This is a genomic window from Nocardia sp. NPDC050412 (assembly GCF_044458825.1).
Classification (GTDB): Bacteria; Actinomycetota; Actinomycetes; order Mycobacteriales; family Mycobacteriaceae; genus Nocardia.
In genome coordinates this window covers 618475-645473 of sequence record NZ_JBITIJ010000004.1, presented here as the reverse complement: position 1 = coordinate 645473, position 26999 = coordinate 618475, and the positions used below count along the sequence as shown (strand labels likewise).

Below are 26999 nucleotides of genomic sequence, written 5' to 3'. Positions count from 1 at the left end.
TTGAACAGGATTGAACAGCTGGGCCTCGGGAGGGACAGGTGAGCGGCTTGGTACCGATCGAGTTGGCGTTGATCAACTCCAAGACCGAGTTCCACGCCGCTCTCCGTGAACTCAAGGTTCGTTCGGGCCTGAGCTACGACCAGATCCTTGAGCGTGTCAAGGACGGGTCGCCGACAAGGGGGGCGCTGCACAACTGGGTGAATGGGGTTTCCTGGCCGAGTTGGCGGCTGCTGGGGCCGGTGTTGCAGACGCTGGTCGAGCTTGATGCGCCGGGTTCGTGGGCGAAGACCAGGCCCGACTGGCAGGCCGCCTATAGGCGGACGAGTCAGGTGATACCGCATTTGCGGCCGTTGACCGAGGTGAACGATCCGTTCGAACTGGAGGTGCGTCGTTCGATCACCACAAGCCGCGCGGTCGCTGGGGAACTTCCGGTTTATGTGCTTCGCGGGCATGATGACGAGCTCGATGAGGTGGTCGGGCGGGCCATAGCGGGCTGCAATGAGATGGCGGTGCTTCTCGGTGGCTCGTCCACGGGCAAGACCCGGGCGATGTGGGAGGCACTGCGGCGGCTGCGTGGTCACCGCGGGTGGCGATTGTGGCATCCGTTGGACCGCAACGCTTTCCTGAGCGAGCTACCGAACCTACAACCCCGTACAGTGGTGTGGCTCAACGAAGCGCAAAGGTACCTCGATACCCGCGACGGTGATACCGGTGAACCGGTTGCAGTCGAGCTTCGTAAGCTGCTTCGCGGTACGGGGTTGAAGCCGGTTCTGATCTTAGCCACGCTGTGGCCAAAGCATTACGAGATCTTGTCCAGTGACAAGCATCCGCAGGCACACCAGCTGCTGGAGGAGCGATTGATCCGGGTCGCTGACGCCTTCACCGGCGAGGACCTGGAAGAGCTGGATCGGCTGGCGGGCGATGATCCGCGACTGGCGGAAGCAAGAGAAAAGGCGGTGTCCGGACGGATCATCCAGTACCTGGCCGGGGTGCCGGAGCTGCTGAGACGCTACGAATACGGCACCGAATCGGTTCAGGGAATCATCGAGATTGCGATGGACGCTCGCCGTCTGGGGCATTCCAACCGTATCTCGATCGGCCTGCTACGCGACGCTGCCCCCGACTACATCGCGGTCGGCGCACTCGATGACGAGTGGCTGACCAGGGACCTGGAAGAACTCAGGAAACCTGCCCGCGGGCTACCCGGACCGCTCACCCCGATCCCGCCCCGCCGCACCGGATCCCGTCGTCGCGGGCACCCTTCAGCCGAGGATGCAGGTCCGCGATATGAGCTGGCCGAATACCTCGACCAACACGGTCGTATTCACCGTGCCGACTGCATACCGCCGACAGGGTTCTGGGACGCGGTCGCCGACCACGCCTGTGCTGCTGACCTCACCGCCCTCGGCCACGCAGCCTGGGGGCGCGGCTTGTACCGCGATGCCGCCCAGCTTTGGAAAACCGCGACCGAAGGCGGCGATCCCATGGCCAGCATACGGTTGATAGAAGAACTGTCCAATCTGCACCCAGGCGATACCCGGCCCGAGGAATGGATAAAAGAACTCCACCAATCTACCGACCACCGCTCCCGAATGCCGGAAATACCTCAAGAAATATGCTCCAAACGCGCATCCTTGCAAAGGATCGGGAACAAGATATCTGAACTGACGCTTGCCGACACCGACACCGACGCCGACGCCGTCGCCTCATTGATGAAAGCGCTCAGTCGTGGCGGTATGGGTGATCAGCTGAGTGCTCTCTCGAATCGTGTGGCAACCGAAACAAGCCCGATACCAGCGCCAAGGCTGGCAACCATCATCGACGTACTCAGGCAAACCGGGCAAGCGGTGCAGCTGGCAATGCTTGCTCGACGGGTCGTTGATTGCCATCCGCCATGGAAACCGGATCGCGAGGAACGATCCGAACCGGCGTACGACCTACTTCGCATGGTCGAGAATTCGCCATTCCTTCAGCTTTCTGAAGTAATGTCAATTACCCAACCTGCCCGGGATGTAAGAGCTGTTTGCGATGCGCTGCGACGTGCTGAGCAGGTCACCGCAGCGAACGCTATCGTCGACCACATTACCTCTCCGGCCGGCGGCAACCTACTGGCAGCCGCGGACCATTTGGAACGCCAAACAAGGAACTTCTATCCAAGACACGATAATAACGATGACCTGATCGAAGTGATGGGGAGGATTGAATCAGGGGAAATACCGCGAACCGGAATCGATATGATTATACATTTTCCGGTTGAGGTTGTCGGCATCTTGGATTCAGCGCAACGCTTCAATGAATATACTGACGATGTCATATCCCTGGTGCAACGAGCTCCGCTTGAGGTGAAGGTCGATCGCCCTGAAATCGCCGCTGAGCTGCTGACAACTTTACGTGATGTGGCGACTCCTGATCGCCTGACCGCGTTAGCTGATCGTATCGCCGAGCAAACCAACCTGAGCTCTCCGGTTGGTGTGTCCGAGCTGCTAAATGCCCTGCATATGGCTGGACAATGCCGGCAGCTGTCGACAGTGTCAGAGCGCGCGGCCCGTTCCGTCACAGACCTCACAAGCTGGGAAGGTGCTGTTGAACGATTGCTGAAACAGTTCCTCGTCCTAGGGGAGGATCAGCCCTATAGAGTTCTGGTGGCCCGTCTGCCCGCTTGGGGATTAATTGGCCTCTTTATGGCTCAGTCCGACCACTGGGCACGTTACCGATTCGGTCGTGAGCCTGACGGGTCCATTGCCGCACCCTGGGGCTGGGATGACCTGCATTGAGACATCCCGCCTCTGATTCACATGTCCGTTCTTTAACCGATGCAGACTGACTAGAGCATCGGTAGTCGTGACCCCGCCGAGACGATCTGCCTACTGGCACCAAACGTGTCTGCGATCAAGCTCCAGCAGCGCCAGATCTACCCTGCCTGCCTGCCTCCTGGAGGGCGATTGTCCTGTCCCCCCATGGATGAGATCAGGTGGTCCTATCATCGGGGACCCCTAAGTTTGTAGTAGTCCGGGCGAAGATCGTTCGGATGCCCGAAAGCGGCGGGGCGTGACTGATCGGGGACTGGTAGTGGGTTGCTCTGGCCGGATGGTCACCCCGCCGCTGCGGACGCTCCGGCTGCTGATTGAGACACGTGGCGAACCGGTCGCTTTTTAGGGGTATGCCAGCGGGATTGTCCATGGGCGCAACCGCATTCATGGAAGACTGGGTGAACGCATGGCAGAAGCGGTCGACGCGGCTTGGATCGGCATCGATGTCGGCAAATTTCATCACCACGCGGTTGCGGTGGATGCCAGCGGAATCGTGTTGTGGTCCAAGCAGATCCGCAATGATCAAGCAGTTATCGAACAGTTGATCGCGACGGCATCCGAAACGGCCCGGCGGTTTCGCTGGGCGGTGGATCTGACCTCGGCCCACGCGACGTTGTTGCTGGCGGTCCTGGTCGCTGCCAACCAGCAGGTGTTGTTTGTGCCCGGCACAATGGTCAACCGAATGAGCGGTGCGTTCACCGGTGAGGGCAAGACCGACGCCCGCGACGCCCAGGTGATCGCTGAAACCGCCAGATTGCGCCGGGATCTCACCATTTTGTCCACTCCGAGTGAGCTGGTCGTGGAACTGGGCCTGCTGACCGGTCATCGCACGGATCTGATGGCCGACTGGGTGCGCGGGGTCAACCGCCTACGGGACCTGTTGTCGCGGGTATTTCCAGCATTGGAACGGGCTTTCGACTACTCGACCCGTTCGCCGTTGATCCTGGTCAGTGCTTACTGCACAGCCTAGGCGATTCGCACCGCCGGCGCCGGCGGCCTCACCGAACACCTGCGCACCGCCGGAGCACACCGGCCGTCGATCCACGGCATCGTCGCCAAGGCTCTGGCGGCCGCGGACACACAGACGATCACCCTGCCCGGCGAAGCGACGGCCGCTGGCCTGATCGCCGAGCAGGCCCGGCGACTGTTGGACCTCGACCGGCAGATCAAGGACCTCGACAAGCAGATCATCATCAAGTTCCGCACCCACCCGCAGGCGAAAATCCTCGAGAGCATGCCCGGCATGGGGCCGATCCTCGGTGCAGAATTCCTGGCGATCACCGCCGGGGACCTGGGCGCATTCGGCAGCGCCGCGCGCTTGGCCACCTACGCCGGGCTCGCACCGGTGCCCAACGACTCCGGCCGCCGCAGCGGGGTCCTCCACCGGCCACTGCGTTATCACCGCAGGCTGCGGCACGTCTTCTATATGGCCGCGTTCGCTAGCTTGAAGACCGACGGCCCATCACGACAGTTCTACCGCCGCAAGAGAACCGAGCGACAACGCCACACCAAGGCGATGATCGCGCTGGCCCGCCGCCTCGTCGACGTCGTCTGGGCCTTGCTGCGCGACAACCGCCTCTGGCAACCAGACGCGCCCCCGACCCCGGCAACCGTTGCTTGACACAATCATTGAGATCCGGCCAGGTTCATTCGTGCTTTCTATTTGGACAGCCAGTCATCGAGCGAGTCGCGAACACACGCTTGCACGGACGTTCGAGCAACTGCCGGATTCCAAACCCCCTGGGCAATCCCAGGCGTTGCAACGTGGCAGCATCCGTCGGAGCGTCATGCCGAATATGCACCCACGATGACCAGGCATTTTCCAGTTCTCCCATGTTTTGCGTGTACTGCCGAGGGCACCAACCGGCCACAACAGCATCCAATGCTCGGTGTAGATGCTGCCTACGCGCGTGGCCGACCGTGGGCGTCGCGCGTGGGGACTCCACGTTCACGAATCTTGGCCAGCACGGTGGTATGAGCGACCCCCAAATGCTGACCAACTCGAGCAAGAGACCAACCCAGCTTGTACAAATGAACCGCCTCATCGACCTGCTCCGGCGACAACCCCCGACGACGCATCGGCACCTGATGCCGATGAAGAATCTCGCTGACCGTCCGCCGCTCGATACCGAATCGGACACCCAGCTGGTACACCGTCTCTCCACCCTTGTATCCGGCGATGAGTTCCAGGACCTGGTCGGCGCCGAGTCGGCGTGCCCGGCCGGGTTTGGGCCGATTGGCGGGTGGTGGGGCGGGTGCGGTGGGGTCGGGAAGCTTTCGGCGCAGGGCCTCCAGGGCTTCTACCTGCGATTTCGAGTTATAGTAACCTCCCCCAAGGTCCACCATATGTTCGATCTTGCGCTGTGACCTGCGCGTTTGTGGTTCTAGTAGATCTCTCGCTCACTACGTGAGCGAGAGTTTTTGCAGTTCAAGAGCTTTTCGTTGGTTCTATTCCCGTAAGGGGTCGATGTCGTTCGTCTGCTGTCGGCTCACAGCGGGCCAGCGCGTCAGTCAGGTTGTCGTGCCGGGAGCCTGCGGCGAGTTGCCATGTTGCCGCGACGGGGACGACCACAGTATCGCTGCCATTCTCGGACGCACTCTCGGTACCGGCCTGCCCGGCTTGCGGCGGCAGGGGCTCGATCGTCCCGATACCGTCGTCGCCACCGTTTGTAGTGGGTCGATGGTCACTTTGGGGATGGGTTGAGTCTGAAGCGGCCCTCTTCCTCGGCGGCGAGGAGATTCTGGCTGGTTCGTGTGATGCGGGAGTGGACGGCACTGACCGGCACACTGCAGACCTTGGCCGCTTCTTGGTAGGCCAAGCCGATGTGAGGGACGGCGACGGCAGCACACCCAGTAGGCGGGCTCGACGGTCTAACCGCAAGATCGGTAGTATTCGGCGGCATGAGCGACGGGGGTACGCCAGCTTCGGGACAGAACCTCTCGGTGGTACCCGAGAAAGTACGCGAAGTGGGGGAGGAAGTATACGAGCTGTCCACAGCGATGCAGACCGCGCTGGGCTCAGCGGCCGGGCACGTCGAGTCGCTGGTCAACGGAACATGGAAGGGCAACTTGGCCAACGAGTTCGCCGATGGCTGGAACGACATCCGCGACGGCGGCGGCCAGATCATCACCGCGCTGGCCGGGTTGGCCGAAAAGCTCGGGGTCACAGCCTCAACCTATGAAAACCTCGACGGCAGCAACGCGGAAGTGCTCTACAGCGCGGGTATGTCGAGCTTGGACCTGCCATGAGTTCAGAGGAGTTCGAGGTCGACCTGGACCACCTGGATGAGGTCGCGATCCGTCTGTCCGCCCTCGCCAGCGCTATCGCCGAACATCTCGATGCGATCGACGCCAAGGTCGCGACCTTGGCGGGAACGGGTTGGGACGGTGTTGCCGCGCAGGCATATTCGGATGCTCATCGTGAATGGGCAGCCGGGGCAAGAGAATTCGCCGAAGGTGCCCGCGATATCAGCGAGGTGGCGCGCAAGGCACACACCGGCTACACGACCGCGGTCGAGGAGAACTTGAAGATGCTCCGAGGGGGATGAGCGGTGAAGGTCAACTGGCGGACCTACTACGAGGCCGCCAAGCAATGCCACGACCTCGCCGGCGAGCTGCGGCACGCCGATAAACCCGTGCACGACGCGGTCAAAGGCGAGTGCGCAGGTATGGCCGGTGACGCTCCCGGCTGCAAACAGTGGGGCGAGGCGTACGACCGTTACGCCCGGGACACGATGCAGACCTGCACCGACCTGGCCGATGCGCTCACCAATCTCGGCAACATTCTCTACGCCAACGGGTACAAGTACGGGAAGGCCGACAACGCCAACCCTGAAAGCCCGCCTCTGCAACAGGTATCCGAGTACAAGGTCACCATCCCGACCTCGGTTCATGACAACGGCGACGGCGTCAAACACAACGGTGGCGTCGAGGAATTCTTCAACGAACTCACCTCGAAGATCGTTGGCACCTTCGAGAAACTTCCCAACGGCGACGTCGACAAGCTGTCGAAGGCCGCCACCACGTGGAAGACCTTCTCCACCCACGCCACCATCACCGGCGCACCCGCGAAGATCGCCACGATCGCCGCGTTGTTCGACGACATGGACGCCACCGAGAACCGCACGATCATCCAGGAACATTTCGGCACACTGAAATCCAGCGCCGACCTCCTGGTCTCCGCGTCCACCAACGTCGCCGCCCCTGTCGCGGATTATCACAGCTCGACAGTCGAAGTCGGTGACGGTATCAAGACGGCGATGACGACCTTCGCCTGGGCTGTCGGGCTGTTGGTCACCGGCGCCATCGTTGGTGCGATCTTCAGCTTCGGCGGGAGTATCGCTGTCGCCGGCGGTGGTGTCGCCCTCGCGGTCGAGGACACGATCGCGACCCTGCGCGGCCTCTACACGACGAAACGTCTCTTCCAGATCCTCGAGATCACGCTGGCCGCGAGCGTCGCCGTCGGCGTTATCGACGCCTTCGGCAAGGTCCCCGATCTCACCGAGTCCCTCGCCAAGCTCGCGGCGATCATCGCGTTGAAGGTCGCAATCGATGGTGAAGAGAAGAAGCTGACCTTCGAGCCTTCTCCGAAACATGGTCCAGAGCAACGAGGTAACGCTGCGCCGGAGCCGACGCATCCGCAGGAGACACTGGACAAGTCTTTACAGATCAAGCCCACCTCCTCCCGCCGCGTAGGCTTGGACTCCGAAACTGGGGAGTTCGACGTGTTCGATGAGACGTATCCGGAATCGGGGATCTTCCATGGCCACAAACGTGCATGGGACGAGCTGACACAGGAGATGCAGAACGCCTTGATCAAGGCGGGCGTGGTGAACAGGAAGGGCAAGCCGCTGTGAGTACGTACCAAAGCCTCGAACCGATCGGCCGGAACGAGGCGATCGCGATGCTCGATTCGGAGGACAACCTGGCGGTTTCGCAGGCCATACTGCGGTTGGCTCTTCACGACCCTGATGGCGGATGGGTCACCGACCGCGCGCTCGCCCTGCTCGAGAATCCGGACCCCAATGTTCGCTCCGGTGCGGTGACGGCCCTGGGACACATCGCGCGTATTCACAGGGCCATCGACACCGACCGCGTCGTTCCTGCGCTACGCGAACTCGTCAACGACCCGATCATCGGTGGTCGCGTTGAAGACGCATTGGACGACATCACCGTCTTCGGGGGACGGTCCTAGATCCCCAGCGCTGGTTGACAACAAGCAGGTGACCTGTCTGCCGGGGTGGGACATAAGCGAGCCAGCGGATATCCGAATTTTGTTCTGCTACCGGCACGGTCACCGGGACCGGCCGTGGCTATCACGCCTTGGGATTCCGCGGCGTTCGAGTGCCGACCGAACGGTGGTGTGGGCGACGTTCAACCGGTCGCCGATGCGGTTCAGCGACTCGCCGTGCTGGTAGCTGGTGACGGCGTGGTCGATTTCGTCTTCGCTGAGTCGCCGTTGTTCCCGGATGTGGGTACCCGCGTCGCGCAGGATGGAGAGGATGCTGGCTTTGGCGAGTTGCCACTGGATGGCGAGCTGTTTGGCGGAGGCTCCGGCGTCGTATGCGGCAGCGATCTCGGCGCGCTGGTTGGTGGTGAGGCGTCGTTGGAGTTGGTGGGCAGGGCTGGACTAGGCCGCTTGGTCGGTGCAGGGGCTGGTCCGTCGGGGTCAGGCAGCGCCGCCAGCAACGGCTCCAGCGCTTCTATCTGCATGTTCGTGTTGTAGTACGGTCCCCCAAGGTCCACTGAATGACAAATTCGCAGGTCAACGGCCTGCGGATTCTTTGCGTTTGTGTAGTAATCCGAACCATTTCGGTTCTGTAGCGGGCAAGGCCCGGGGCAGAGCGGCATGTCGTGTAGAGCTTCCGGATGGGCTTGTGGCTGTCTGCTCGCTATCGATGGTGGCGCCGCCGGCGCAACCGGTGCAGAGGGGTGCTGGTGCAACTGCGTCGTCGGGGGGGCGGTCAGGCCGTACATGCACCGGTCGGCGACTGTGGATTCGGGAGGTGATACCGGTCTGCTGCTCGAGTGTGGCGAATCCATTTGCGATCACCTGCTGCCGCCTGCCGTGCCAACATCGAGGTATGATGCAAATCCCTAGAGGCAGAACACCTTTCGACGACATCTATGACCAGCCGGATCCTCGGGGGTTCTTCGGCGGTCTCGGCCGGTTCGACTACCAGACCCCGCAGCATGCCCAACAGGTATTCCGCCGTCTGGCCGCGGCACGCGCGCGATCGGGACCGGTGACGGTGCTGGACCTGTGCTGCTCGTACGGCGTCAATGCGGCGTTGCTCAACCACCACCTGACCCTCGCCGACCTGTACGCCCGCTATACCTCCCCGGGGATGGCCACGCTGGACACGGCCGAACTGATCGAGTCCGACAAAGACTTCTACGCCGCTCGTCGCCGTGATGATGCCGTGCCGGTGGTCGGGCTGGATATCGCCGCCCCGGCGATCGACTACGCGCTGGCCGTGGGTCTGCTCGACGCCGGCTTCTCCGAGAATCTGGAGACCGACACCGCTTCCGCGGCCCTGCTGCGCGCGGCCGGAGCCGCCGGTTTGATCACCGTGACCGGTGGCGCGAGCTTCCTGACCGCCCGCACCATCCACCAGTTGCTGTACGCCGCAAAGGAGCCGGTGTGGGTCGCCGCGTTTGTGCTGCGCACCGGCTCCTACCAGCCCATCGCCGATGCTCTGGCCGAGCATGGGTTGGTCACCGAGGTCGATTCGGAACGCACGGTCGTTCAACGTCGATTCACCGATCCCGACGAACAGCGCTACGCCGTCGCGGCCGTCGCCGCGACCGGCGCCGACCCCACCGGAAAGGAGACCGAGGGCTACTACCATGCCGCATTGCATCTGTCCCGGCCTCGGGACCGGACCGTGCCCTACGCCAGCCTCGCCGGGCCCGAAACCAGCTGAGCGATGCCTGGATACCACGCGAGACTCACACACCCGCGGCATCCGCTCACGCCGCTGGCGCGCGCCGAAGCCGGGCTGCGGCCTGCGCTCAAGTCGACTCACCAGCGAACGCGCACATGCCGATTTCAGGTCGTCCGGTCGAGATGAAGCCGGATTCCCGTAGCTGTCAAGACCATCCGCGAGCCTGCGGGGCCAGACAAAACGAAATGTGCTGGTACACCTCGGTGTTCGCGGTTCTCCCAGTGGCACCATAGGGATGGTTCCGAGTCTTCGCGAGCCTGCTGATCTTGGGTGATGGGCGAGAATCTGCTTTGTTGTTGTGGCCAAGATTCTCGGCGTGTCCGAGTGGAGCCGGTGTCACACTGTGTTGGCCGGGCCATTCCATCCTGTTCTCGGGACCGCACGGCGTCAGATACCGGTCGTGTGGATGGAGGCGTGGTCGCATGTCGCAAAAGTCGGATCATCCCGGATCTCGTGGCGAGGACGCCGTGCTTTTAGCAGCCGGTCTAGCCGAACTGACACTCAGCCGCATCGGACCGATGGTCGGCCGGATGTGGGGACTACTGCGACGGTCGGACCTGGTGGCGCTGGCCGGTGCGGCGGACGCCGATTTGAAGGCGCGCGGCAGGCTGGCATTGGACAGGTATGCCACAATTCCCCCGGCCCACCTGGAGATCCTCGCCCAGCGGGTTGCGGCGCGACGTGCTACCCCGCGCGATGTCTGACCGATACGACCCCGCTGCGTTCAAGGCCCGCATCGACACCACACTCGAGCAGTTCGTCGCGCAGGAGAATGACCAACTCCTGGCGGTCGACCCGCAACTGCGGCCGGTGGCCGATCAGATCGTGGTGGCGACAACGCACGGCAAACGGTTGCGGGCGGCGTTTTGTTACTGGGGCTGGCGGGCAGCGGGACAACCGGACAGTGACGCGCTCGTGCGGGCCGCGGCGGCGATGGAGTTGGTGCACGCGGCGGCCAGCGTGCAGGACGACATCATCGACGACAGCCCGCTGCGGCACGGCCTGCCCACCGCACAGATCGCCCTGCGCACACCGTTGCGCGGGCGCCCGAACGCCAAGAAGTCTGCCAGGGCCCTCGCCATGCTGGTCGGGGATCTGTTGATGGCGTCGGCCGGGCAGTTGTTCATTCTCAGCGGACTGCCCGCGGCATATCTGTCGCGCGCGCGTCCGCTGTGGGCGGCGCTGGCGCGGGAGTTGATCGCAGGTGAGTGCTTGGAGATTCTCTGCACCGGCGCGGCACCGGACACCGCAGAATCGTTGAAGGTGGTCCGGTACAAGACGGCGAAGTACACCGTCGAACAGCCGTTGCTCATCGGCGGCGCGCTGGCCGGCGCCGATCCCCGGCTGCTGAAAGCGTTCTCTGCGTACGGGTTACCGCTCGGCGAGGCGTTTCAGCTGCGCGACGATCTGCTCGGCCTGTTCGGCGATCCGGCCCGGACCGGCAAGGCGAGCCTCGATGACCTCCGCGCCCGCCGTCCGACTGCCCTGCTCGCCGAGACTTGGCGGGCCGCTGATCGCGGACAACGAAAACAGTTGCACACCTTGCTGGATCGACCCGATCTCGGTCCCGACGATCTCCGGGAGATGCGCGAGCTGATGAGCTGTGTCGGATCTCCCGAACTGATCGAACGGATGATCGGCGAGCGGGTCGAGGAGGCCACACACGTATTGGTCGGCCTGGATGTTCCACCGCCCGCCGCCCGAGCCCTGACCGAGCTCGCGCACGCCGCCACCACACGCAGGCATTGACCTTGCCGCAGAAGCACTTCCACCGTCTCGCCGTCGACACAAGGAGCCATGGTGACCTACACCCACACGTCGATGGACGCACTGCGGCAATACGGTGACGAACTCGCCGACTCAACGGTGGCCACGTTGTTCGAACGTGGCGAGCTCGGCACGTTCAACACCCTCATGCGCTATGTGTCCACCGTTGGCGCGCCCCTACCCGACGGTCTGCCCGATATCGCCCGTGAATACCTGCACGAAACCAGCGCTCCGCCTTCCTGGGTGGACTGGGGCGAGATGGAGAAGGCCCGGCTGTTCTTCATCGACAACAACGTGCACATCTCCACGGCCCTGTCCTTCGCCTCTATGCCCGCCTGCTACCTCGTCCCGCATATCGCGAAACTGCTGTCGGCCACGCACTCCCTGGAGTACCCCGCCAAACGCATGGCCGAGACCGGGCAGTTCACCGTCTACCTGATGCAGCCCGACGCCTTCGAAGCAGGCAGCCGCTTCATCCCCGCCGTCCAGAAAGTCCGGCTGCTGCACGCATCGATCCGCTACCACCTCTCCAGGAAAAACCGTTGGGACACCAACACCCTCGGCACGCCGATCTGCCAGGAAGACTTGATCGGCGGCCAAATGCTGTTCTCCATCCTCGTCCTCGACAGTCTGCATCGGCTCAACATCCACATGAGTGTCGACGGGGCCGAGGCGTACTACTACGCATGGCGGGTAGTCGGCGCAATGCTCGGCGTCGACCAAGCGCACGCGCCCAAAGACCTCGAATCCGCTCGAAAATTCCTCGACACCTACCTGACCCGCTACATGGGTCCCAGCGACGAAGGCGTCCACCTCACCCGCCAACTCATCGACCTCTACGAGGAGGTTGTCCCTGGCACCCTCTTCGACCCCGTCGTCTCCGCCCTCATCCGCTACCTGATCGGCGACACGAGCGCTGACTGGCTCCAAGTACCCCGCACCGCTTGGGATACCGCCGTCAAAACCGTGCCCGGCCTGCTCGGAGTCCTCGAAACCATCGAGGACAAATCCCCGCTGGGCGCATGGGCGCTGGACCGCCTCGGCCACCTCACCACCCGCTTCGAACTCAGTTCCCTGACCCGCGGCCGCGTCATGCAATACGCCATCCCGGAACATCTCAAACAAGACTTCGGCGTCTCGTCCACACTCCCACGCACACGCCGCTGGACACCCCCGCCTGCCACCTGAATCAACCAGCGAAGCCGGCACAACCGTGGCCAGGTGGGCATCACCACGTTCACGGTGATGACCACCCTGGGCACGCGGTCGCGACGTCGCCACTCGCCCGCGCTCGGCGACAACGTCGGTTTCGGCTGCCTATCGCGCGGCTGACGGGGCAAGACGCGCTGCGGCTCAAGACATCCGGTAGCCGCATATCGAGCGGTTTTCCGCTAGTTGCGACGGCAACAGGACATCGCGAGTGTTCAGCCGCCGACCAGTTGGCGCGTGACGAGCGTCGATCATCAACGATTCACCGAACCCGCAGGTCATGTCTTGGATGGCACCTACCGCGCGCCTACCGGCTTGATGTGCAGCTGGGGCCCTTCGGCCGTGGGATGGTTCGGATTCGGCTGGGGCGTGAGGGGGGTCGTTGCCAATGCGTGCAGGGCGCCTTCGCACCTCACATGGACTGCCAGCCAGGCGTTGGGTGGCAGACCCTCGTCCTCTTCCAGTTCCTGCACTACGAAATCCTTTGCCTTCACTGGCCTCTGCCGATCCCGGCGGCTCGCAGATCTCTCAGCGACACAGGCTCTAGTCAGCGGCCCGGGCGGGGAGTTCGTTGGTTCGGTTCAGCGTGGCAGCCCAGGTGGCGAGGAGTTTGAGGGCGTCGGCGGTGGGGGTGTTCGGGGCAGCTGTGTACACGAGCATGGTGAGGCCGGGGTGGGCGGGGAATTCCATGGCTTCGAATTCGAGGTCGAGGCGGCCGACGGCGGGGTGGTGGAGTTTCTTGTGGCCGGTGCGGTGGAAGCGCACATTGTGGGCGGCCCAGCGAGTGCGGAATTCCGCACTGCGGGTGGAGAGTTCGCCGATGAGCTCGATGAGTTGCCGGTTGTGCGGGTCGCGGCCGGCCTCGGAGCGGAGCATGGCGGCGATGTCGTCGGCAGCGCGTTCCCAGTCGACGAAGAATTCGTGGGAGGCGGGGTCGAGGTAGACGAAGCGGGCGGTGTTGGCGGGCCGGCGGGGGTCGGCGAGTAGCGGTGCGTAGAGGGCTCGGGCCAGGGTGTTGGCGGCCAGCAGGTCGTGGCGGGCGTTGCGGACCCAGGCAGGTGCGTCGGTGATGGCGTCGAGCATGTACTGGATGGTCGAGGTGATGCCGGAGGCGGCCTTCGGGCGGCGTTGCCGGACGGGAGCGGGGCCGGCGGCGCGGGCGAGGTCGAACAGGTGGGTGCGTTCGGCGTCGTCGAGTTGCAGCGCGCGGGCGAGATTGTCCAGGACGCTGTCGGAGGCGCCTGCGAGATTGCCTCGTTCGAGGCGAACGTAGTAGTCGATGCTCATTCCGGCGAGCAGAGCTACCTCTTCGCGACGCAGCCCCGCGACCCTCCGGTTACCGCTGTAGGCGGGCAGCCCGGCCTGTTCGGGGGTCAGGCGGGCCCGGCGGGAGGTGAGGAACTCACGAACCTGCGCGCGGTGGTCGTCCATGTCACCCACGGTAGGCGGATTGCGGCCGGTTGAGGGAGGTACTGCGATTACCTGGAACGGCAGTGACTCCCACTTGGGCCGCCGCAGGCGTGTACTCGAACGGTGAGCCTCCCGCGTCTCTCGTGGCTCAACTAGCCATCTCATGGCAAATGCGATTCGATCAAAGGAGCTCAGCGTGGAGCAGTTGGCCCGACCGGCGACAACGAAAGGCCCGGCGAATGGCATTGGCACGGCTCGGCATCCGGGCATTTCATGACCCACCTGGCCATCTGGGACGGCACCGGCGACCCGGACGAACCCGAAACCATCTGGGGTGAGCACATCACCGAGGCCGAATACGCCCGCGCCGATCAGCAATTCACCCGGCACTGACCCTGACGATCGGAGAATTCGCATGCGAGCCACCTACATGTTCGGCGCGGGTGACGTCCGCGTCATCGACGCGCCCGACCCGGTCATCCAGCACTCGACCGACGCCGTGGTCCGCGTGGTCCGTGGCTGCGTATGCGGTTCGGACCTGCATCCTTACCACAACATGTCCGCGACACCCCAGGGCAGTTCCATGGGCCATGAGTTCGTCGGGATCGTCGAAGACGTCGGCAGCGATGTGCGCACCGTGCGGAAGGGCGACTTCGTGATCGCGCCGTTCGCGTGGTCGGACGGCACCTGCGACTTCTGCCGCGAAGGACTGCAGACCTCCTGCCGGCACGGAGGCTTCTGGAACTCCGGCGACGTCCGCGGCGGCCAAGCCGAGGCCGTGCGCGTGCCGCTCGCGGACGGCACCCTCGTCGCGGTCCCGGTCGAGGAGAACTCGCCGCTGATCCCGTCACTGCTGACCCTCTCCGACGTCTACGGCACCGGCTACCACGCGGCGGCCAAGGCCCGCGTCACCACCGGCACCACAGTGACGGTCATCGGCGACGGCGCGGTCGGTCTCCTGGCGGTACTTTCGGCCAAACAACTTGGCGCGCAACAGGTCATCCTCATGGGACGGCACAAGGACCGTACCGACCTCGGCCGCGAATTCGGCGCCACCGATGTGGTGTCCGAACGTGGTGCCGAAGGCGTCGCCGCCGTCCGCGAGCTGACCCGCGGCGACGGCACCCATGTCGTCATCGAAGCTGTCGGTCACCTGCCCGCCTACGAGCAGGCGATCGGTGTCGTGCGACCCGGTGGCACCATCAGCCGTGTCGGCGTCCCCCAATACGAGTCCGCCCCAGTCGGTTTCGGCAGCCTGTTCGGACCCAACATCACCCTCACCGGCGGGCCCGCGCCTGTCCGCGCCTACATCGACATCCTGCTGCCCGCAGTCCTGGCCGGCAGCGTTGAACCCGGCAAAGTCTTCGACCGAGAAATCGCCCTCGCGGCAGTCCTCGACGGCTACCGCGCGATGGACAATCGGGAAGCCCTCAAGGTGCTCGTCCGCCCCTGACCCACCGACCGAACCAGAAGGAGATTCGGCATGACCGCATGGACCCCGGCCCAACTCGACACGATCGAGCGCGTCGACGAAATCGGCATCAGCTCCCTCCGAAAGGACGGAACCCTCAATACACCGCGCACCATCTGGGCCGTCCGTGACGGCGACGACGTCTACATCCGTTCGGTCAACGGGCCCGCCGCCGCCTGGTATCGCGGAACGCGAAGCCGCCACAAAGGTCACCTGCAAGCCCCCGGCGTCGACGCCGATGTCACGTTCACCGATGTCGACGGTGCGATCAACGACCGGGTGGACGCCGCGTACCGCGCCAAATACCGCCGCTACGCCGCCTCGATAATCGACGCGATCACCGGCCCGCCCGCCGCCGAGACCACGATGCGCTTGGACGCACAGTAACGGCACACGCCCGGTCGAATTCGGTGTTGTGGGATGGTAGCGCTCAGCGCGAGGACACCGATCATGGCCGCCGAATTCATCGCCGTGCGAACCGATTTCGCGGGCCGGTTGCAGAAGCTCCGAAGGATTCACCGAGCCGGGCTCGAGTAACCATTGCAAACGCAGGCCGTCCATCATGGCGGTCAGCAATGCTCCCGGCCTGCTCCGGCAGCACTTCCGGTCGCAGTGCGGTCCCGAACTCCGCCGACACCGCATCGCCGAGCGCGGAACGGGTCCCCCGGTAGCGCTGCGCGAGATAGGTTCGGCCAGGGTGATCTTCGGTGAGGCTTTCGGGTCGCGAGCACTGCGAACGCCCGCATCGCCTCCGGATATGCCTGGCCCAGTTCGAGGAGGGTCACCAGCACACCGAGTTTCGTATCGCTCCCGGCAACAGCTGCGACCACCGCTTTAATGCGCTGGTCCGACAGTGGCAACTGCGGCTTTGAACGGCCCGAACTGAGGGGTACTGGCAAACACTCCCACGCATGCCAGCCGGGGTCATACCGTGGTTTCATGACCAAGCACAAGATCACTCTGAACAACGGTGCGGAGATGCCGATCATTGGGCTCGGCGTGTTTCAGACCCCTCCCGAGGAGACATCCGCCGCGGTCGCGGAGGCGCTGAGGGTCGGCTACCGCCATATCGACACCGCCGCCGGGTACGCCAACGAGCGTGAGGTCGGCGAGGGGATTCGGCGCTCCGGGATCCCCCGCGTTGACATCTACGTCGAAACGAAGGTCTGGATCAGCGACTACGGCTACGACGCCACCCTGCACGCGTTCGACAAAAGCGCCGCCAAGCTGGGTGTCGACCAAATCGACCTGCTGCTCCTGCATCAGCCGTTGCCGACCCGCTTCGATCTCACCCTCGATGCCTACCGGGCACTCGAGAAACTTCTCGAAGACGGCAAGGTGCGCGCCATCGGCGTCAGCAACTTCATGCCCGAGGACCTCGACCGCCTCCTGGCCGAGACGTCCGTCGTGCCCGCCGTGAACCAGATCGAGCTGCACCCGTACTTCCAGCAGACCGCGTTGCAGAAGGTCAACGCCGCCCATGGCATCGTGACCCAAGCATGGTCACCTATCGGCGGCATCACCTCCTACCGCGAGAGCGAAAAGCGCAGCTTCGACGACCCGACGCTGCTGGACATCGCGCAGGAGCACGGCAAGTCGGCCGCGCAGGTAATGCTGCGCTGGCATCTCCAGGAAGGCCGCTCGGCCATCCCGAAGTCCACCAAACCCGCCCGCATCGCCGAGAACTTCGACGTCTTCGACTTCGAGCTCACCGCTGAGCAGCTCGCGGCGATCGACGCGCTCGACACCGGAGTGCGCGGCGGACCGGAACCGGCCGACATCACGCTCGAATCGTGGGGCCGGGAAATCCCGGAGGCGTGATCGGCCGCCGCGCGTTCCTCGCGGGTGCCGTTGGTGTGGCTACCGGTGCCGTGGCTACCGGCTGCGCCACGTCCCCGTCGGCGGGGTACGACTCCGGGCCCGATACCGATCGCCCGCCGTCCGGTTCCCAGCGCTGCTGGCGTACTTCTCCCGTCCGGGGGAGAACTACTACTACGGCGGCCGCAAGCGCCTGACCGTCGGCAATACCGAGGTCGTGGCGGAGACCGGTCGGGCTAGCTGTCCTCGCCTTGTGCCTGGGCGGCCTGCGCCTCCAGCTTCGCGACGCGGTCATTGAGTTCGAGGATTACATCATGGTGCCCGTCCGCCTGATTGACTAACGCGTCGATCATATTGCCCTGGGCCGTGATTAGCGGATCGATGGACTCGAGACGGTTTGCGTGCTCGTCTCCCCGCTCCAGGAGTGCTTTGATCATCGCGCCTTGCGCCTCGATCAACTCGTTCTGGGCCTTAACCATGTCCTGGCTGCTCCTGGCGAGCTTCTCCAGCCAGGCGACACGCTCATCTATGCCGGCACCGGGCTTGGGCTCAGACTCCCGCGCCTTGCTCCACCTCATGGGCGGGCCCCCAGAATCTGCTCGGCTACGCGCCGGGGGCCAGCGGGATAGCCGTGCCACGATTGGCGAGAAACCCTCATGCGGGCAGCCTAGGAGACTGTGCGGGCTGCGCGATATGAAAACCGCCAGGTCTCAGTGAGACCCTCGGTCTGCGGTGCGCATTCGCTATCACACCGCAGTCCGATTCCATGTCATACCAAGGGCTTACATCGAACGAGAATCCGGCCGATAGCTTCGAATCGTCACCTCCCCGACACACCGAGCAGTTCCCGCTGAAATCAAATCTCCGATCGACATCGACCGGGCCGGTATAGAGGACGGGCCAAGGTGGCATCTCCGACCCAGCTCTCAGGAAGATCTATGACGACACCGGCCTTGGTCCCCGAGTCATTTCCACGATCATCGCGGCGCGGCGGCGCCGACGGCGATTACGCCCGTCTGTTGCGCCGGATCTCCGACGCGGGACTGATGAACCGGCGTCCCCTCTACTACGCGGTCCGGCTCAGCCTTGTCGGGATCGCGTTCGTGGCCGCCTGGGCGGCGTTCGTTCTCGTCGGCGACTCGTGGTGGACGCTCACGATCGCGGCGTTCATGGCCGTGACGTGCGCTCAGGTCGCCCTCGTCATGCACGATGTCGCGCACCGCCAAGTCTTCCGGTTGCGGCGGCCGACGGAGGTCGTGGGCCGACTCGTCGGCAACGCAGGCATAGGCCTGGCGTACGGCTGGTGGCAGGACAAGCACACCCGGCATCACGCAAACCCGAACCACGAGGAACTCGACCCCGATGTCGCACCCGACATTCTGGTCTGGTCACAACGGCAGGCGCGGGCCAGCCGTGGCGTGGCTCGTCTCATCGGGAGGGCGCAGGCATTCCTGTTCTTCCCCCTACTGATGCTGGAAGGCCTGAATCTCCATGCGGCCGGTGTCCGCGCGCTCAGAAACCGATCCGTCAAACACCGCGGATTGGAGGGCGCGCTGCTCTTCGGCCACTTCGCCGCCTATCTGGCCGCACTGTTCGCGGTGTTGCCCGCCGAGAAAGCCTTCGCGTTCCTCGCTGTCCATCAAGCGCTGTTCGGCCTGTACATGGGCTGCATCTTCGCCCCGAACCACAAGGGCATGCCAACTCTGATCGGCGACGACCGCCCCGACTACTTGCGCCGGCAGGTGCTGACTTCCCGGAACGTACGGGGTGGCGTATTGACCGACCTCGCCCTCGGCGGGCTCAACTATCAGATCGAGCACCACTTGTTCCCGAGCATGCCGACGCCGAATCTGCGTCACGCCCGGGTGATCGTCCGCGACTACTGCGCCGAAATCGGCGTGCCATACCACGAGACCGGGCTGATCTCCTCTTACAGCGAGGCGTTGAAGCACCTGCACCACGTCGGCGCGCCGTTGCGCACCACCGACCGACACCAGGAGCCCGGATGACCTCTTCCCCGGCCGGGCCGCGGCGACACAACAGCGCCGGGCCCGAGAATTGGGTGCGGACAAGGCCGCTCGCGGATACTCGAGATATGGCTCGACGCCTTGGCCGGCATTGCCCTCGATGTCGTTGCTGCGGGTGTTGTCGATGCGCCCGGGGCCGCTTGGATCTTCACTGATGTCGAGGTGCGGAAGGCGTCGAAGCCGCTGCGTCGCAACTTGTTCGGTGGATTCACGTGCCCGGCCGGAATGGGGTGCCGAGCTCATCTGGTGGCTTGCCGGCACGGACAACCATTTCGTCACGAGTCGAGTCATCTTCGCGGACGGCGGCGGTTCGCGAGCGACCGTGCTCGGCGACCATCATCGGCGGTAACCGAAACGGGCCGGTCGGGCCCTGACTCGACCGCGTAATGCGCTGCGCTGCGAATGAGTACGACTTGGATCCCTCCGGCGAAGGATGACGAACTGGCCGCTGTCGCACAACTCCGGTGGCAATGGTTCCTGAAACGCCGAGCGGGGCTCCTGCAACGACATCGACGGCAGCGGTGATTGCGCTGCATCGATTCGCGGCGTGCAGACGTGCGACGTGAACGCGTGAGTGTGCTGCTTTTCCGTCTGGATGATTCGGCATAGGTCGCTCGGCTAGCGCTGTTCTGGGACATCGGTGCTCGGCGCGGCGGGATGTTCGATCTGCTCGCGGAGGATGTCGCCGTGGCCGGCGTGACGTGCGAAGTCCTCGATGGCGAGCAGATAGATGAATCGGAGGTTGACGTCGCCGGCGCGCGGGTGTGTCCTGATGTCGTCGAGGTCGAATTCGGCGGCGATCACGCGGGAACGGTCGCTGGCGCGTTCGAATTCGGCGATTACGTCGGCCAAGGTCTCGCTGTCGTCGACGACGAAACTAGCGTCGCCCGGTGTCGTGCCGCCGTCGCATTCGCTATTGGGTAGGCCCGCCAATACGTGCTGGAACCAGATCCGTTCGGCGACCGCGGCGTGCTTGAGTAGTCCGATCGGGGTTGTCATCGACGCAACGAGCCGGCGGCGGGCGTCTTCTTCGGACAGACCGCGCACTGTGTTGACCAATTCGGCCCGGTTGCGGTCGAGCATGCTCTCGAGCAGGTGTCGTTCAGCACCGGTGGTGATTCGTGGTATCGACCATGTCATTGTCGGCTCGCTTCGGTTGGGTAGCGGGTGGATCTACTTGTCGTACTTGTGGTTTCGGTTTCTCGGCGCATCCCTTCGGCCTGGGCCGATGACCTGCTGCCGTGGAGGTGGCAGGCGGTCACGGTCGGATTTGAGAATGCTGCGGTGCGGAGTCTCGCTGGATTTCGTCGTGCTGGGCGGCGATTCTGCAAGAGCCCGGGTCCGGAATTCGGTGAGTTCTGCCGCTGGCCTGGGCGAGCTGTTCGCTGAGTGCGCGGTTGTCGGCCTCGAGTCGCAAGATCTGCGCGTCGCGGGGGTCGCGCGCAGGCGTTGCTCGAATTCTATCCCGAGGTGTGCGGGCCGGTTCGACGAGGCTGTCGCGTTGTTCGATGACCAGCGTCGCCGACCGTCTTCTTCGATGCCGGACCGAACTGGTCTGGGTGTCTTGGCCTTTCAGCACGCCGAGAGGCTCTCGGCCAGCGGCCTGGCTGCGGTGACTGGCTCGTCAGCTGGTGCTTTCGCCGCACAGCCGGGCCGGACCTGAGTTGCGTGCCACGCAAGTATTCCTTACCGATGTTGCGCTGCAGATCATGCCTGGGTGGGTCAATACTGATCCGCGGGAGTTCTCGACAGCGGATGTGCCGCTCCCGATGAGACAACCGATAGGTCGCGCCACCCTTCGCGGGGCAGTGCCGACTGCCACCCCACCAGGACAGGAGCCCAGTCATGCCCAGAATCGTGCGTCCAATCGCCTACGGCACACCCGATGTGCTGGCCGTAACCGAGGTGCCGACTCCGCGCGCGACCGCCGGGGGCGTGGTCGTCGAGGTCCGGGCCGCGGGGGTCAACCCGATCGACTGGAAGCTCTACAGTGGGGCTTTCCACGCCGTGGACGACGACCACAAGGACGCCGCCGGGGTCGCCGCCTCGATGCCCTCGATCGGTCTGGAGTGCGCGGGCGTCGTCACCGAGGTTGGTGCGGAGGTAACCGGGGTGCAGGTCGGGGACGAGGTCATCGTGTACCCCGTGACGGCCGCCTACGCCGACTACGTCACGGTCCAGGCCACGTCGATCTTCACCAAGCCCGCGGGGATCGGGTGGGCCCAGGCCGGGGCGCTGATGCTGACCGGCACCACCGCCGTCCACGCGCTGCACGCTGCAGGCGTAGGTGCCGGCGACACGGTGCTCGTCCACGGCGGGGCCGGCGGGGTTGGCCTGATGGGCGTGCAGCTGGCCACCGCTGCGGGGGCGACGGTGATCGCCACCGCCGCCGAGCGCAACCACGCACTGTTGCGCGAGCTCGGCGCCATCCCCGTCGTCTACGGCCCTGGGCTCGCCGACCGGGTGAACTCCGCTGCGCCGCAGGGCATCACCGCCGCAGTCGACTTCGCCGGTACCGACGAGGCGCTCGACGTCTCGCTGGAGCTGGTGGCCGACCGCACCCGGATCGCCTCGATCGCCGGGTCGCCACGACGTGCCGCGGCCGGCATCAAGCTGCTCGGCTACGGGCCGGGGCAGGACGCGGGCACCGAAGTCCGCGCCGCCGCCCGCGGTGAACTCGTCGAGCGGGCCGGGTCCGGCGCGCTGCGCGTCATCGTCGATACCACCTTCCCGCTCGCCGAGGCCGCGAAAGCTCACGAGGTCGGCATCGCCGGACACGCACCGGGCAAGCTCGTACTGATTCCGTAACCGTCACATCCATTGTGCTGCAACAGTTCTCGCACGGAAAGGGCGAGCTGTGGTCGTCTGAAATTCTCGCAACCGGGCTGGCTTGCCAGCGTGGCGTGGTATGTGCCAGGAGAGTGTGTTCGGTGCGAATCCGACGAAACCCGTCACGGTCAGTACAACTAGGGCGTGGAATGATCCGCGTAGCAGGTGATGTCGGTATCCGGCATGGTTCCCAGGCTGAAGTATGTGTTGATCGCGCGATTTACGCAGCTGCTGAGTTCGGGCCGAAATGTCATGTGGATACGGACATCCTGCAGCGTCACCATCCGCGACTCGGACATGTCCTGATGCAATCGGACGCCGTGGGCATAAGGAGTCCGGGGATCCCCCGTCGCCTGCAAGATGAGCGCGGGCACCGAATTCCGGACGACAGTCGCAGGCTCGACCGGGCGAGACCAGAAGGCACACGGCTGGATGTTGTTCGCCAGCGCGCCGAACACCGGCTGCGTGGCACGGGTCTCTTCGATGTTGCGCCAGTACCAGGTCGGATCAATCGGTGCCCCGACATCGCCGCAGGCGATCTCCGCAAGCACCGAGTTCTCATTGTCGCGCAGCGCTTCAACGATGGCGCGAAGCCGGGGTGTTCGCGATGCAGTGGGCGGACCGCCCGCGGCATCGGCGATCTCGCGCACAGTGGCGGCCATCGCTTCGTTCAGCCGGAAGTTCATCAGCAATCCGTGCAGGATGAACGGAAGCCAATGATCGTCAATGGCAAACCCATCGATGACAATCGGTTGGCGTGCGGCGATACGAACGAGCTCCTCGATTTTCGCGCGCACTTGCTGTGGAGTCGCACCGAGCCGGAATTCGTCATCCCGACCGGAAACCCAGCCGGCCCAGTCGTCCAGCGCGATCTCGTCTGCCGGACCCCAATCCTGAACCAAGCCCTCCCAATACCGGTCCGGGTCGATCGTGCTATCGAGCACGACGCGGTCAACCCTCTCGGGGAACATCTGCGTGAACACGGCACCGAGGTAGGTGCCGTAGGACACGCCGTAGAAGTTGGCCTTCTCCTCACCCAGGGCGCCTCGCACAATGTCCATGTCACGCGCGGTGTTGCGAGTGGTGAATTGCCTCAACTTGTTCGGATCACGAATCAGGCAGGTCGCGGCCATCCCCGCGGACTGAACGGTGTCGTGCACGAATCCCAGCGGATCCAGACCCGCCGACCGAATCATCTCGCCTACCGGCCACCCGCACCGCGGACTCCGACCGGATTCGCCGACGCCGCGCGGATCCATGCCGATCAGGTCGTAACTCGCCAAGACCTCCGGCGAGAGCACATCACCGAGCAGATCCAGACTGTCCAGCCCCTCCGTACCGGGACCGCCCGGATTGGACAGCAGAATTCCCCGCCGCTGCAGCGGATCGCCGGCCTTCACCCGCGAAATCGCCACGGTCATTGTGCGATCGTCGGGATTCCCGTAGTCGAGCGGCACCAGTACATCCGCGCACTCGCCACCGGCCTTGTCGACATTCTCGACGCCGCAAGGCTTCCACTCGAGCCGCTGGTGATAGAACCGGTCCAACCCGATCGGGAGGGCGTCGTCCACCGGGTCGGCCTGGCTGTAGGCTGGCGCAGCCACCAGCAGGGACACCGCGACTACAGACATCGAACGCCAGAACAGGTTCACCGACAACAGACTTCGCCTCTCGACCTGAGGGATCACGAAGGTTGGTGCGACGTGAACCGTAGCCGATACGGGGGTTCGGTTGTGGTAACCCGCACCTACTCAGGGTGAGTCGAGCATTTCGGCGCGCATCGAGTCCGTCCAGCACGCGGTGCAACCCGAAGTGGAACTTCCGCTCGCGCATCTCCGCCTGGGCCCTGTCCCTCATTCAGTCCACCCGTACGGCGTGGATCGCGGTGAAGGCCAGCAGGGGAGTAGCGGTCCGCGGCGGATCCTCGAGCAGGGGCGAGTGCCCGAGACCGGGCAGTAACTCGACCTTCGCGCCCGGAACAGTTCGGTAGGCGGAAGCGGATGAAGATCGCCATCTGCGGTCGTCCGCACCGAAGATCACCAGTAGCGGCTTGCCCAGGACCGTCAGCCGATCCGGAAGCGCCTGCTGCTCCATGTAATGGCGGGTGGCCTGCATCGTCGCGGTGAGCGTGTGAAAGGTCATGGCGCGCACCTCGTCCAGGAGCTCTTGTGAGATCTGGTAGCCCGCGCGGCTGAAACCGGTGCTCGCGAATTGACGGAGCTGCTCGTCGTTCGGCGGCCACTGCGCGGGCCCGAATGCGGCGGACTCCGGTGCGATGAAGGCGTCCAGGCTTGGACCGGTGTTGATGAATGCGAGCGCGGTCACCAGGTCGTGGCGCTGTTCGGCGAGGGCGGTGGCGACCGCGCCGCCGCTGGAATGGCCCACGACTATGGTGTGCTCGACGCCGAGCCGGTCCAGGGCCGCGCCGACCCTGCGTGCCTGGTCCGGGAGCGCGTAGCTGCGGTCGGCAGGTTTGGCCGACCTGCCGTGCCCGAGCAGGTCGATCCGGATGACGCGGTGCGATCCGGTCAGCAGCGGAACTATCGGGTCCCACGATCGGGTCGAGGAGGCGGACCCGTGGATGAGCAGGAGTGTGGGGGCGTCATGAGGGCCGTCCTGGCACACGTAGATGTCACCGTCATCCATAGGCAGGGTTGAACTCTCGGCGCCGCCATTCACATTCGGTCCGCCGTCAGAAACAGTCATGAGCCCACTGTCGCCGCCAACACACACCGGCGTATTGGACAAATGTTCCCCTCCATCGACTCACTAGCATGGGACGATGCGGACGTTCGTGCATGATGCGGCTGTGTGGGGTGTCGCGTGCCCGCGGCAGCCCAGCCGGGTGGTCGGTGTCACCATGGCCGGGTTCCGTGTTCGTGACTTGGACGCGCTCCGGATGGTCCCGCACCCGGCCGTGACGCTGCTCGTGGAGTTCGGCGCCGGTTCACCGGTCGTGGGCGATGCCGCCGGACGGCAGCAGCGAGGAAGTGTCGTGGCCGGGCCGGGGGTCGGGTCCGGAGGCGCGCTCTGGGCGTGGGGTGAGAACGTCGAGTGCGTGCAGGTGCGCCTGTCCCCCGTGATCGCACGCGCGGTTCTGGGCGTCGCCCCCACCGACCTCGACGACACCGTGCTGGCCCTCGAGGACCTGTGGGGCCGGGAGGCGTCGCGGATCCGTGAACGACTGGGCGATGTCTCGTCGTGGCAGGATCGCTTCGCGTTGATGGACGCGATGCTCGCCCGCCGGCATGAGGCGGGGCCGCTGGTGGACCCGGAGGTGGCCTGGGCCTGGCACCGGATCGTCGGCAGCCATGGCCTGACCCGGGTCGACGGACTCGCGGCCGAGGTCGGGTGGAGCCGTAAGCGGCTGTGGTCCCGGTTCCGGTCGCAGCTCGGCCTGCCGCCCAAGCGCGCCGGGAAGCTGGTTCGCTTCGACCGTGCCGCCCACCGCCTGATCGCGGGTGAAGGCGCGGCCCAAGTCGCGGCCGAAGCCGGCTACGCCGACCAGTCCCACCTACATCGGGACGTCATGGCGTTCACCGGGGCGACCCCCGCGACCGTGGCCGGCGAGCCGTTTCTCGCCGTTGACGACATCGCATGGCCCAGCGGCCGAACACCGCCGAACCTCACGTCTCCAGGGCACTCCGGCTCGGTCGCTGGCCGGAGGTGAGACGGCTTCCGGCTGTGAACGTCGCCGCTGTCCCGTGCCGGCCAGCACCATCGCCAGCGATTTCGACGGTGCGGCCAAGGACGGAAAACCCTACCGCCTTTCGCGGTCGAGATTGTTCGTCGGCTCGTTGAGCAGGGTGATCGGCGTGCGCTGGATCCGCAGTCCGGTGATCGCGATGAGCACCGTCCGGCCGCCGGAGATCTCCACTACCTTGCGGTCGAGATCGGCTGCGCTGAAACCGATTTCATGCAGCGCCTGGTCGGCACGGGATTCGATGCCCCAATCGTCGCCGATCGTTTCGAAATGCACCTCATCGACCGCGCCGCCTCGACTGCGCGCAGGCCGCGAGTTTGCCTGCGATTCCGAGCAATTGCGCGATGGTGGTGTCCCGGCCGAGGGTGAGCGTCTGCGGCAGATAACCCACCGCGCCGCTGGTTTCGATGCGTCCGGATGTCGGTGTGAGAATTCCGGCGATGAGGCGCAACCTTCTGGCATCTGATGCGATCCGCCCTGGCCACGACACCGCGCCACGATGCCGCCGCGGCATGGCTGTCCAGTGGGTTCGATGACGGTGTCCGCGAAGGCCCTTCGCGTGTAGCCGAATTGGCGGCGCTGGCGGCCTCCGTCGCCGCCGAAGAGATCTTCCACAACCGTCAGCGCCGTCGTTCTGCCCTGCGCATGCGCACCTCGATCGGGTACGAGATGATTTCGCCGTCAATCCAACTCGTGGCCTAGAGTCCAATAATTCCTGTGATCGGTGAACGGATTTGATATGGCAGACTCTCTTCGTCACTTGGCGAGTTCACGCTGTTCGGCTGCGTCGTGGGCTAACTCGACATTATTATTCTGAGTATCTTCCTGATTGGCGACATTTCGCTTATCGGCACGGGTGTTATTGAAGATCAATCCCCATAGCGTGACTCCGGCCATCAATGTGGACCGAAGATTTGTAGCCATGTAACCCGCCATTCTGGAGAGGGCTTTGGGCGATGTCGATAAACGTTGGGCAACCTGGTCATCCCATCGAATCTGGCTGCGGCA

General features: G+C 64.6%; 24 protein-coding genes and 2 pseudogenes. 19 read left to right on the top strand and 7 right to left on the bottom strand.

Annotated elements, in window-relative coordinates; all coding sequences use genetic code 11:
• Positions 1 to 38: 38 nt before the first annotated feature.
• The 12 genes and pseudogenes from ACIBI6_RS14360 to ACIBI6_RS14305 all read left to right on the top strand — a co-directional run bounded on the left by ACIBI6_RS14360 (position 39) and on the right by ACIBI6_RS14305 (position 12712).
• A complete protein-coding gene (locus ACIBI6_RS14360) occupies positions 39 to 2774 on the top strand; it encodes a hypothetical protein (protein ID WP_396956434.1) in 2736 nt (911 codons plus the stop codon).
• Between the two features lie 442 nt (positions 2775 to 3216).
• Positions 3217 to 4431: pseudogene (locus tag ACIBI6_RS14355) on the top strand (IS110 family transposase).
• 410 nt (positions 4432 to 4841) lie between these two features.
• Positions 4842 to 5177, top strand: coding sequence for a hypothetical protein (locus ACIBI6_RS14350; RefSeq protein WP_396956432.1), 336 nt, complete (start codon positions 4842 to 4844; stop codon positions 5175 to 5177).
• A gap of 534 nt (positions 5178 to 5711) precedes the next feature.
• Entirely contained in the window at positions 5712 to 6059 is a 348-nt protein-coding gene (locus ACIBI6_RS14345) for a type VII secretion target (protein WP_396956430.1), read from the top strand.
• The gene (locus tag ACIBI6_RS14340) at positions 6056 to 6358 is read left to right on the top strand and encodes a WXG100 family type VII secretion target (protein ID WP_396956428.1); all 303 of its coding nucleotides are present in this window, start codon (positions 6056 to 6058) and stop codon (positions 6356 to 6358) included. Before ACIBI6_RS14345 ends, ACIBI6_RS14340 begins: the two co-directional genes overlap by 4 nt.
• A 3-nt stretch (positions 6359 to 6361) precedes the next feature.
• Entirely contained in the window at positions 6362 to 7666 is a 1305-nt protein-coding gene (locus ACIBI6_RS14335; RefSeq protein WP_364357755.1) for a hypothetical protein, read from the top strand.
• The gene (locus ACIBI6_RS14330) at positions 7663 to 8004 is read left to right on the top strand and encodes a HEAT repeat domain-containing protein (protein ID WP_364357752.1); all 342 of its coding nucleotides are present in this window, start codon (positions 7663 to 7665) and stop codon (positions 8002 to 8004) included. Before ACIBI6_RS14335 ends, ACIBI6_RS14330 begins: the two co-directional genes overlap by 4 nt.
• Before the next feature lie 114 nt (positions 8005 to 8118).
• Positions 8119 to 8535, top strand: a complete 417-nt coding sequence (locus tag ACIBI6_RS14325) for a hypothetical protein (RefSeq protein WP_396956425.1) — start codon at positions 8119 to 8121, stop codon at positions 8533 to 8535.
• Positions 8536 to 8893: 358 nt separating this feature from the next.
• Entirely contained in the window at positions 8894 to 9736 is an 843-nt protein-coding gene (locus tag ACIBI6_RS14320) for a hypothetical protein (protein ID WP_396956423.1), read from the top strand.
• Positions 9737 to 10179: 443 nt separating this feature from the next.
• The gene (locus ACIBI6_RS14315) at positions 10180 to 10461 is read left to right on the top strand and encodes a hypothetical protein (protein WP_364344990.1); all 282 of its coding nucleotides are present in this window, start codon (positions 10180 to 10182) and stop codon (positions 10459 to 10461) included.
• Positions 10454 to 11506 carry a polyprenyl synthetase family protein gene (locus tag ACIBI6_RS14310; protein WP_364344988.1) on the top strand — a complete coding sequence of 351 codons (1053 nt, stop codon included), beginning with the start codon at positions 10454 to 10456 and terminating at the stop codon, positions 11504 to 11506. Before ACIBI6_RS14315 ends, ACIBI6_RS14310 begins: the two co-directional genes overlap by 8 nt.
• 51 nt (positions 11507 to 11557) lie before the next feature.
• Positions 11558 to 12712 (top strand): oxygenase MpaB family protein, encoded by a 1155-nt coding sequence (locus ACIBI6_RS14305; RefSeq protein WP_396956421.1) that lies wholly within the window; start codon positions 11558 to 11560, stop codon positions 12710 to 12712.
• Between the two features lie 564 nt (positions 12713 to 13276).
• Here ACIBI6_RS14305 and ACIBI6_RS14300 read toward each other — a convergent pair.
• Positions 13277 to 14164, bottom strand: a complete 888-nt coding sequence (locus tag ACIBI6_RS14300; RefSeq protein WP_396956420.1) for a helix-turn-helix transcriptional regulator — start codon at positions 14162 to 14164, stop codon at positions 13277 to 13279.
• Positions 14165 to 14558: 394 nt separating this feature from the next.
• Here ACIBI6_RS14300 and ACIBI6_RS14295 point away from each other — a divergent pair, with 394 nt between their 5' ends.
• The 3 genes from ACIBI6_RS14295 to ACIBI6_RS14285 all read left to right on the top strand — a co-directional run bounded on the left by ACIBI6_RS14295 (position 14559) and on the right by ACIBI6_RS14285 (position 17435).
• Positions 14559 to 15596, top strand: a complete 1038-nt coding sequence (locus ACIBI6_RS14295) for a zinc-binding dehydrogenase (protein WP_396956418.1) — start codon at positions 14559 to 14561, stop codon at positions 15594 to 15596.
• A 30-nt stretch (positions 15597 to 15626) separates the two neighbouring features.
• A complete protein-coding gene (locus tag ACIBI6_RS14290) occupies positions 15627 to 16001 on the top strand; it encodes a DUF2255 family protein (protein ID WP_396956417.1) in 375 nt (124 codons plus the stop codon).
• 552 nt (positions 16002 to 16553) lie between these two features.
• Positions 16554 to 17435: an aldo/keto reductase gene (locus ACIBI6_RS14285; protein WP_396956503.1), complete on the top strand. Its 882-nt coding sequence runs from the start codon at positions 16554 to 16556 to the stop codon at positions 17433 to 17435.
• Positions 17436 to 17668: 233 nt separating this feature from the next.
• Here the strand turns inward: ACIBI6_RS14285 and ACIBI6_RS14280 are convergent, their stop codons facing one another.
• Positions 17669 to 18010 carry a hypothetical protein gene (locus ACIBI6_RS14280; RefSeq protein WP_396956416.1) on the bottom strand — a complete coding sequence of 114 codons (342 nt, stop codon included), beginning with the start codon at positions 18008 to 18010 and terminating at the stop codon, positions 17669 to 17671.
• A gap of 360 nt (positions 18011 to 18370) precedes the next feature.
• Between ACIBI6_RS14280 and ACIBI6_RS14275 the strand changes: the two genes are divergently transcribed.
• Positions 18371 to 19441, top strand: coding sequence for an acyl-CoA desaturase (locus ACIBI6_RS14275; RefSeq protein ID WP_364344980.1), 1071 nt, complete (start codon positions 18371 to 18373; stop codon positions 19439 to 19441).
• Between the two features lie 636 nt (positions 19442 to 20077).
• Here the strand turns inward: ACIBI6_RS14275 and ACIBI6_RS14270 are convergent.
• The gene (locus ACIBI6_RS14270) at positions 20078 to 20599 is read right to left on the bottom strand and encodes a DinB family protein (protein WP_396956414.1); all 522 of its coding nucleotides are present in this window, start codon (positions 20597 to 20599) and stop codon (positions 20078 to 20080) included.
• Between the two features lie 705 nt (positions 20600 to 21304).
• On the opposite strand from ACIBI6_RS14270, the gene ACIBI6_RS14265 reads away from it, so the two are divergent.
• Positions 21305 to 22267, top strand: coding sequence for an NADP-dependent oxidoreductase (locus tag ACIBI6_RS14265; protein WP_364344976.1), 963 nt, complete (start codon positions 21305 to 21307; stop codon positions 22265 to 22267).
• A 158-nt stretch (positions 22268 to 22425) separates the two neighbouring features.
• Here the strand turns inward: ACIBI6_RS14265 and ACIBI6_RS14260 are convergent, their stop codons facing one another.
• Both ACIBI6_RS14260 and ACIBI6_RS14255 read right to left on the bottom strand, forming a co-directional pair.
• Positions 22426 to 23919 carry an alpha/beta fold hydrolase gene (locus ACIBI6_RS14260; RefSeq protein ID WP_396956412.1) on the bottom strand — a complete coding sequence of 498 codons (1494 nt, stop codon included), beginning with the start codon at positions 23917 to 23919 and terminating at the stop codon, positions 22426 to 22428.
• Positions 23920 to 24145: 226 nt separating this feature from the next.
• A complete protein-coding gene (locus ACIBI6_RS14255; protein ID WP_364344973.1) occupies positions 24146 to 24994 on the bottom strand; it encodes an alpha/beta fold hydrolase in 849 nt (282 codons plus the stop codon).
• A gap of 76 nt (positions 24995 to 25070) precedes the next feature.
• On the opposite strand from ACIBI6_RS14255, the gene ACIBI6_RS14250 reads away from it, so the two are divergent.
• Entirely contained in the window at positions 25071 to 25958 is an 888-nt protein-coding gene (locus ACIBI6_RS14250) for a helix-turn-helix domain-containing protein (protein WP_364344970.1), read from the top strand.
• Positions 25959 to 26051: 93 nt separating this feature from the next.
• Here ACIBI6_RS14250 and ACIBI6_RS14245 read toward each other — a convergent pair.
• Positions 26052 to 26505, bottom strand: a pseudogene (locus ACIBI6_RS14245) (ATP-binding cassette domain-containing protein); the annotation flags it as partial.
• Here ACIBI6_RS14245 and ACIBI6_RS14240 point away from each other — a divergent pair.
• Entirely contained in the window at positions 26457 to 26693 is a 237-nt protein-coding gene (locus tag ACIBI6_RS14240) for a hypothetical protein (protein ID WP_364344967.1), read from the top strand. The pseudogene ACIBI6_RS14245 and the gene ACIBI6_RS14240 overlap by 49 nt on opposite strands.
• 54 nt (positions 26694 to 26747) lie before the next feature.
• On the opposite strand, the gene ACIBI6_RS14235 is transcribed toward ACIBI6_RS14240, so the two are convergent.
• Positions 26748 to 26915, bottom strand: coding sequence for a hypothetical protein (locus tag ACIBI6_RS14235; RefSeq protein ID WP_396956411.1), 168 nt, complete (start codon positions 26913 to 26915; stop codon positions 26748 to 26750).
• Positions 26916 to 26999 lie beyond the last annotated feature (84 nt).

Bases quoted from the DNA above. Each gene is read 5' to 3' on its own strand.
- ACIBI6_RS14315 (WP_364344990.1), top strand. From the start codon at position 10,180: ATGTCGCAAAAGTCGGATCATCCCGGATCTCGTGGCGAGGACGCCGTG.
- ACIBI6_RS14320 (WP_396956423.1), top strand. From the start codon at position 8,894: ATGATGCAAATCCCTAGAGGCAGAACACCTTTCGACGACATCTATGAC.
- ACIBI6_RS14280 (WP_396956416.1), bottom strand. From the start codon at position 18,010: ATGAGGTGGAGCAAGGCGCGGGAGTCTGAGCCCAAGCCCGGTGCCGGC.
- ACIBI6_RS14250 (WP_364344970.1), top strand. From the start codon at position 25,071: ATGCGGACGTTCGTGCATGATGCGGCTGTGTGGGGTGTCGCGTGCCCG.
- ACIBI6_RS14300 (WP_396956420.1), bottom strand. From the start codon at position 14,164: ATGGACGACCACCGCGCGCAGGTTCGTGAGTTCCTCACCTCCCGCCGG.
- ACIBI6_RS14260 (WP_396956412.1), bottom strand. From the start codon at position 23,919: ATGTCTGTAGTCGCGGTGTCCCTGCTGGTGGCTGCGCCAGCCTACAGC.
- ACIBI6_RS14345 (WP_396956430.1), top strand. From the start codon at position 5,712: ATGAGCGACGGGGGTACGCCAGCTTCGGGACAGAACCTCTCGGTGGTA.
- ACIBI6_RS14265 (WP_364344976.1), top strand. From the start codon at position 21,305: ATGCCCAGAATCGTGCGTCCAATCGCCTACGGCACACCCGATGTGCTG.
- ACIBI6_RS14270 (WP_396956414.1), bottom strand. From the start codon at position 20,599: ATGACATGGTCGATACCACGAATCACCACCGGTGCTGAACGACACCTG.
- ACIBI6_RS14340 (WP_396956428.1), top strand. From the start codon at position 6,056: ATGAGTTCAGAGGAGTTCGAGGTCGACCTGGACCACCTGGATGAGGTC.
- ACIBI6_RS14285 (WP_396956503.1), top strand. From the start codon at position 16,554: ATGACCAAGCACAAGATCACTCTGAACAACGGTGCGGAGATGCCGATC.
- ACIBI6_RS14310 (WP_364344988.1), top strand. From the start codon at position 10,454: ATGTCTGACCGATACGACCCCGCTGCGTTCAAGGCCCGCATCGACACC.
- ACIBI6_RS14255 (WP_364344973.1), bottom strand. From the start codon at position 24,994: ATGACTGTTTCTGACGGCGGACCGAATGTGAATGGCGGCGCCGAGAGT.
- ACIBI6_RS14235 (WP_396956411.1), bottom strand. From the start codon at position 26,915: ATGGCTACAAATCTTCGGTCCACATTGATGGCCGGAGTCACGCTATGG.
- ACIBI6_RS14290 (WP_396956417.1), top strand. From the start codon at position 15,627: ATGACCGCATGGACCCCGGCCCAACTCGACACGATCGAGCGCGTCGAC.
- ACIBI6_RS14240 (WP_364344967.1), top strand. From the start codon at position 26,457: ATGCGATCCGCCCTGGCCACGACACCGCGCCACGATGCCGCCGCGGCA.
- ACIBI6_RS14295 (WP_396956418.1), top strand. From the start codon at position 14,559: ATGCGAGCCACCTACATGTTCGGCGCGGGTGACGTCCGCGTCATCGAC.
- ACIBI6_RS14350 (WP_396956432.1), top strand. From the start codon at position 4,842: ATGAACCGCCTCATCGACCTGCTCCGGCGACAACCCCCGACGACGCAT.
- ACIBI6_RS14275 (WP_364344980.1), top strand. From the start codon at position 18,371: ATGACGACACCGGCCTTGGTCCCCGAGTCATTTCCACGATCATCGCGG.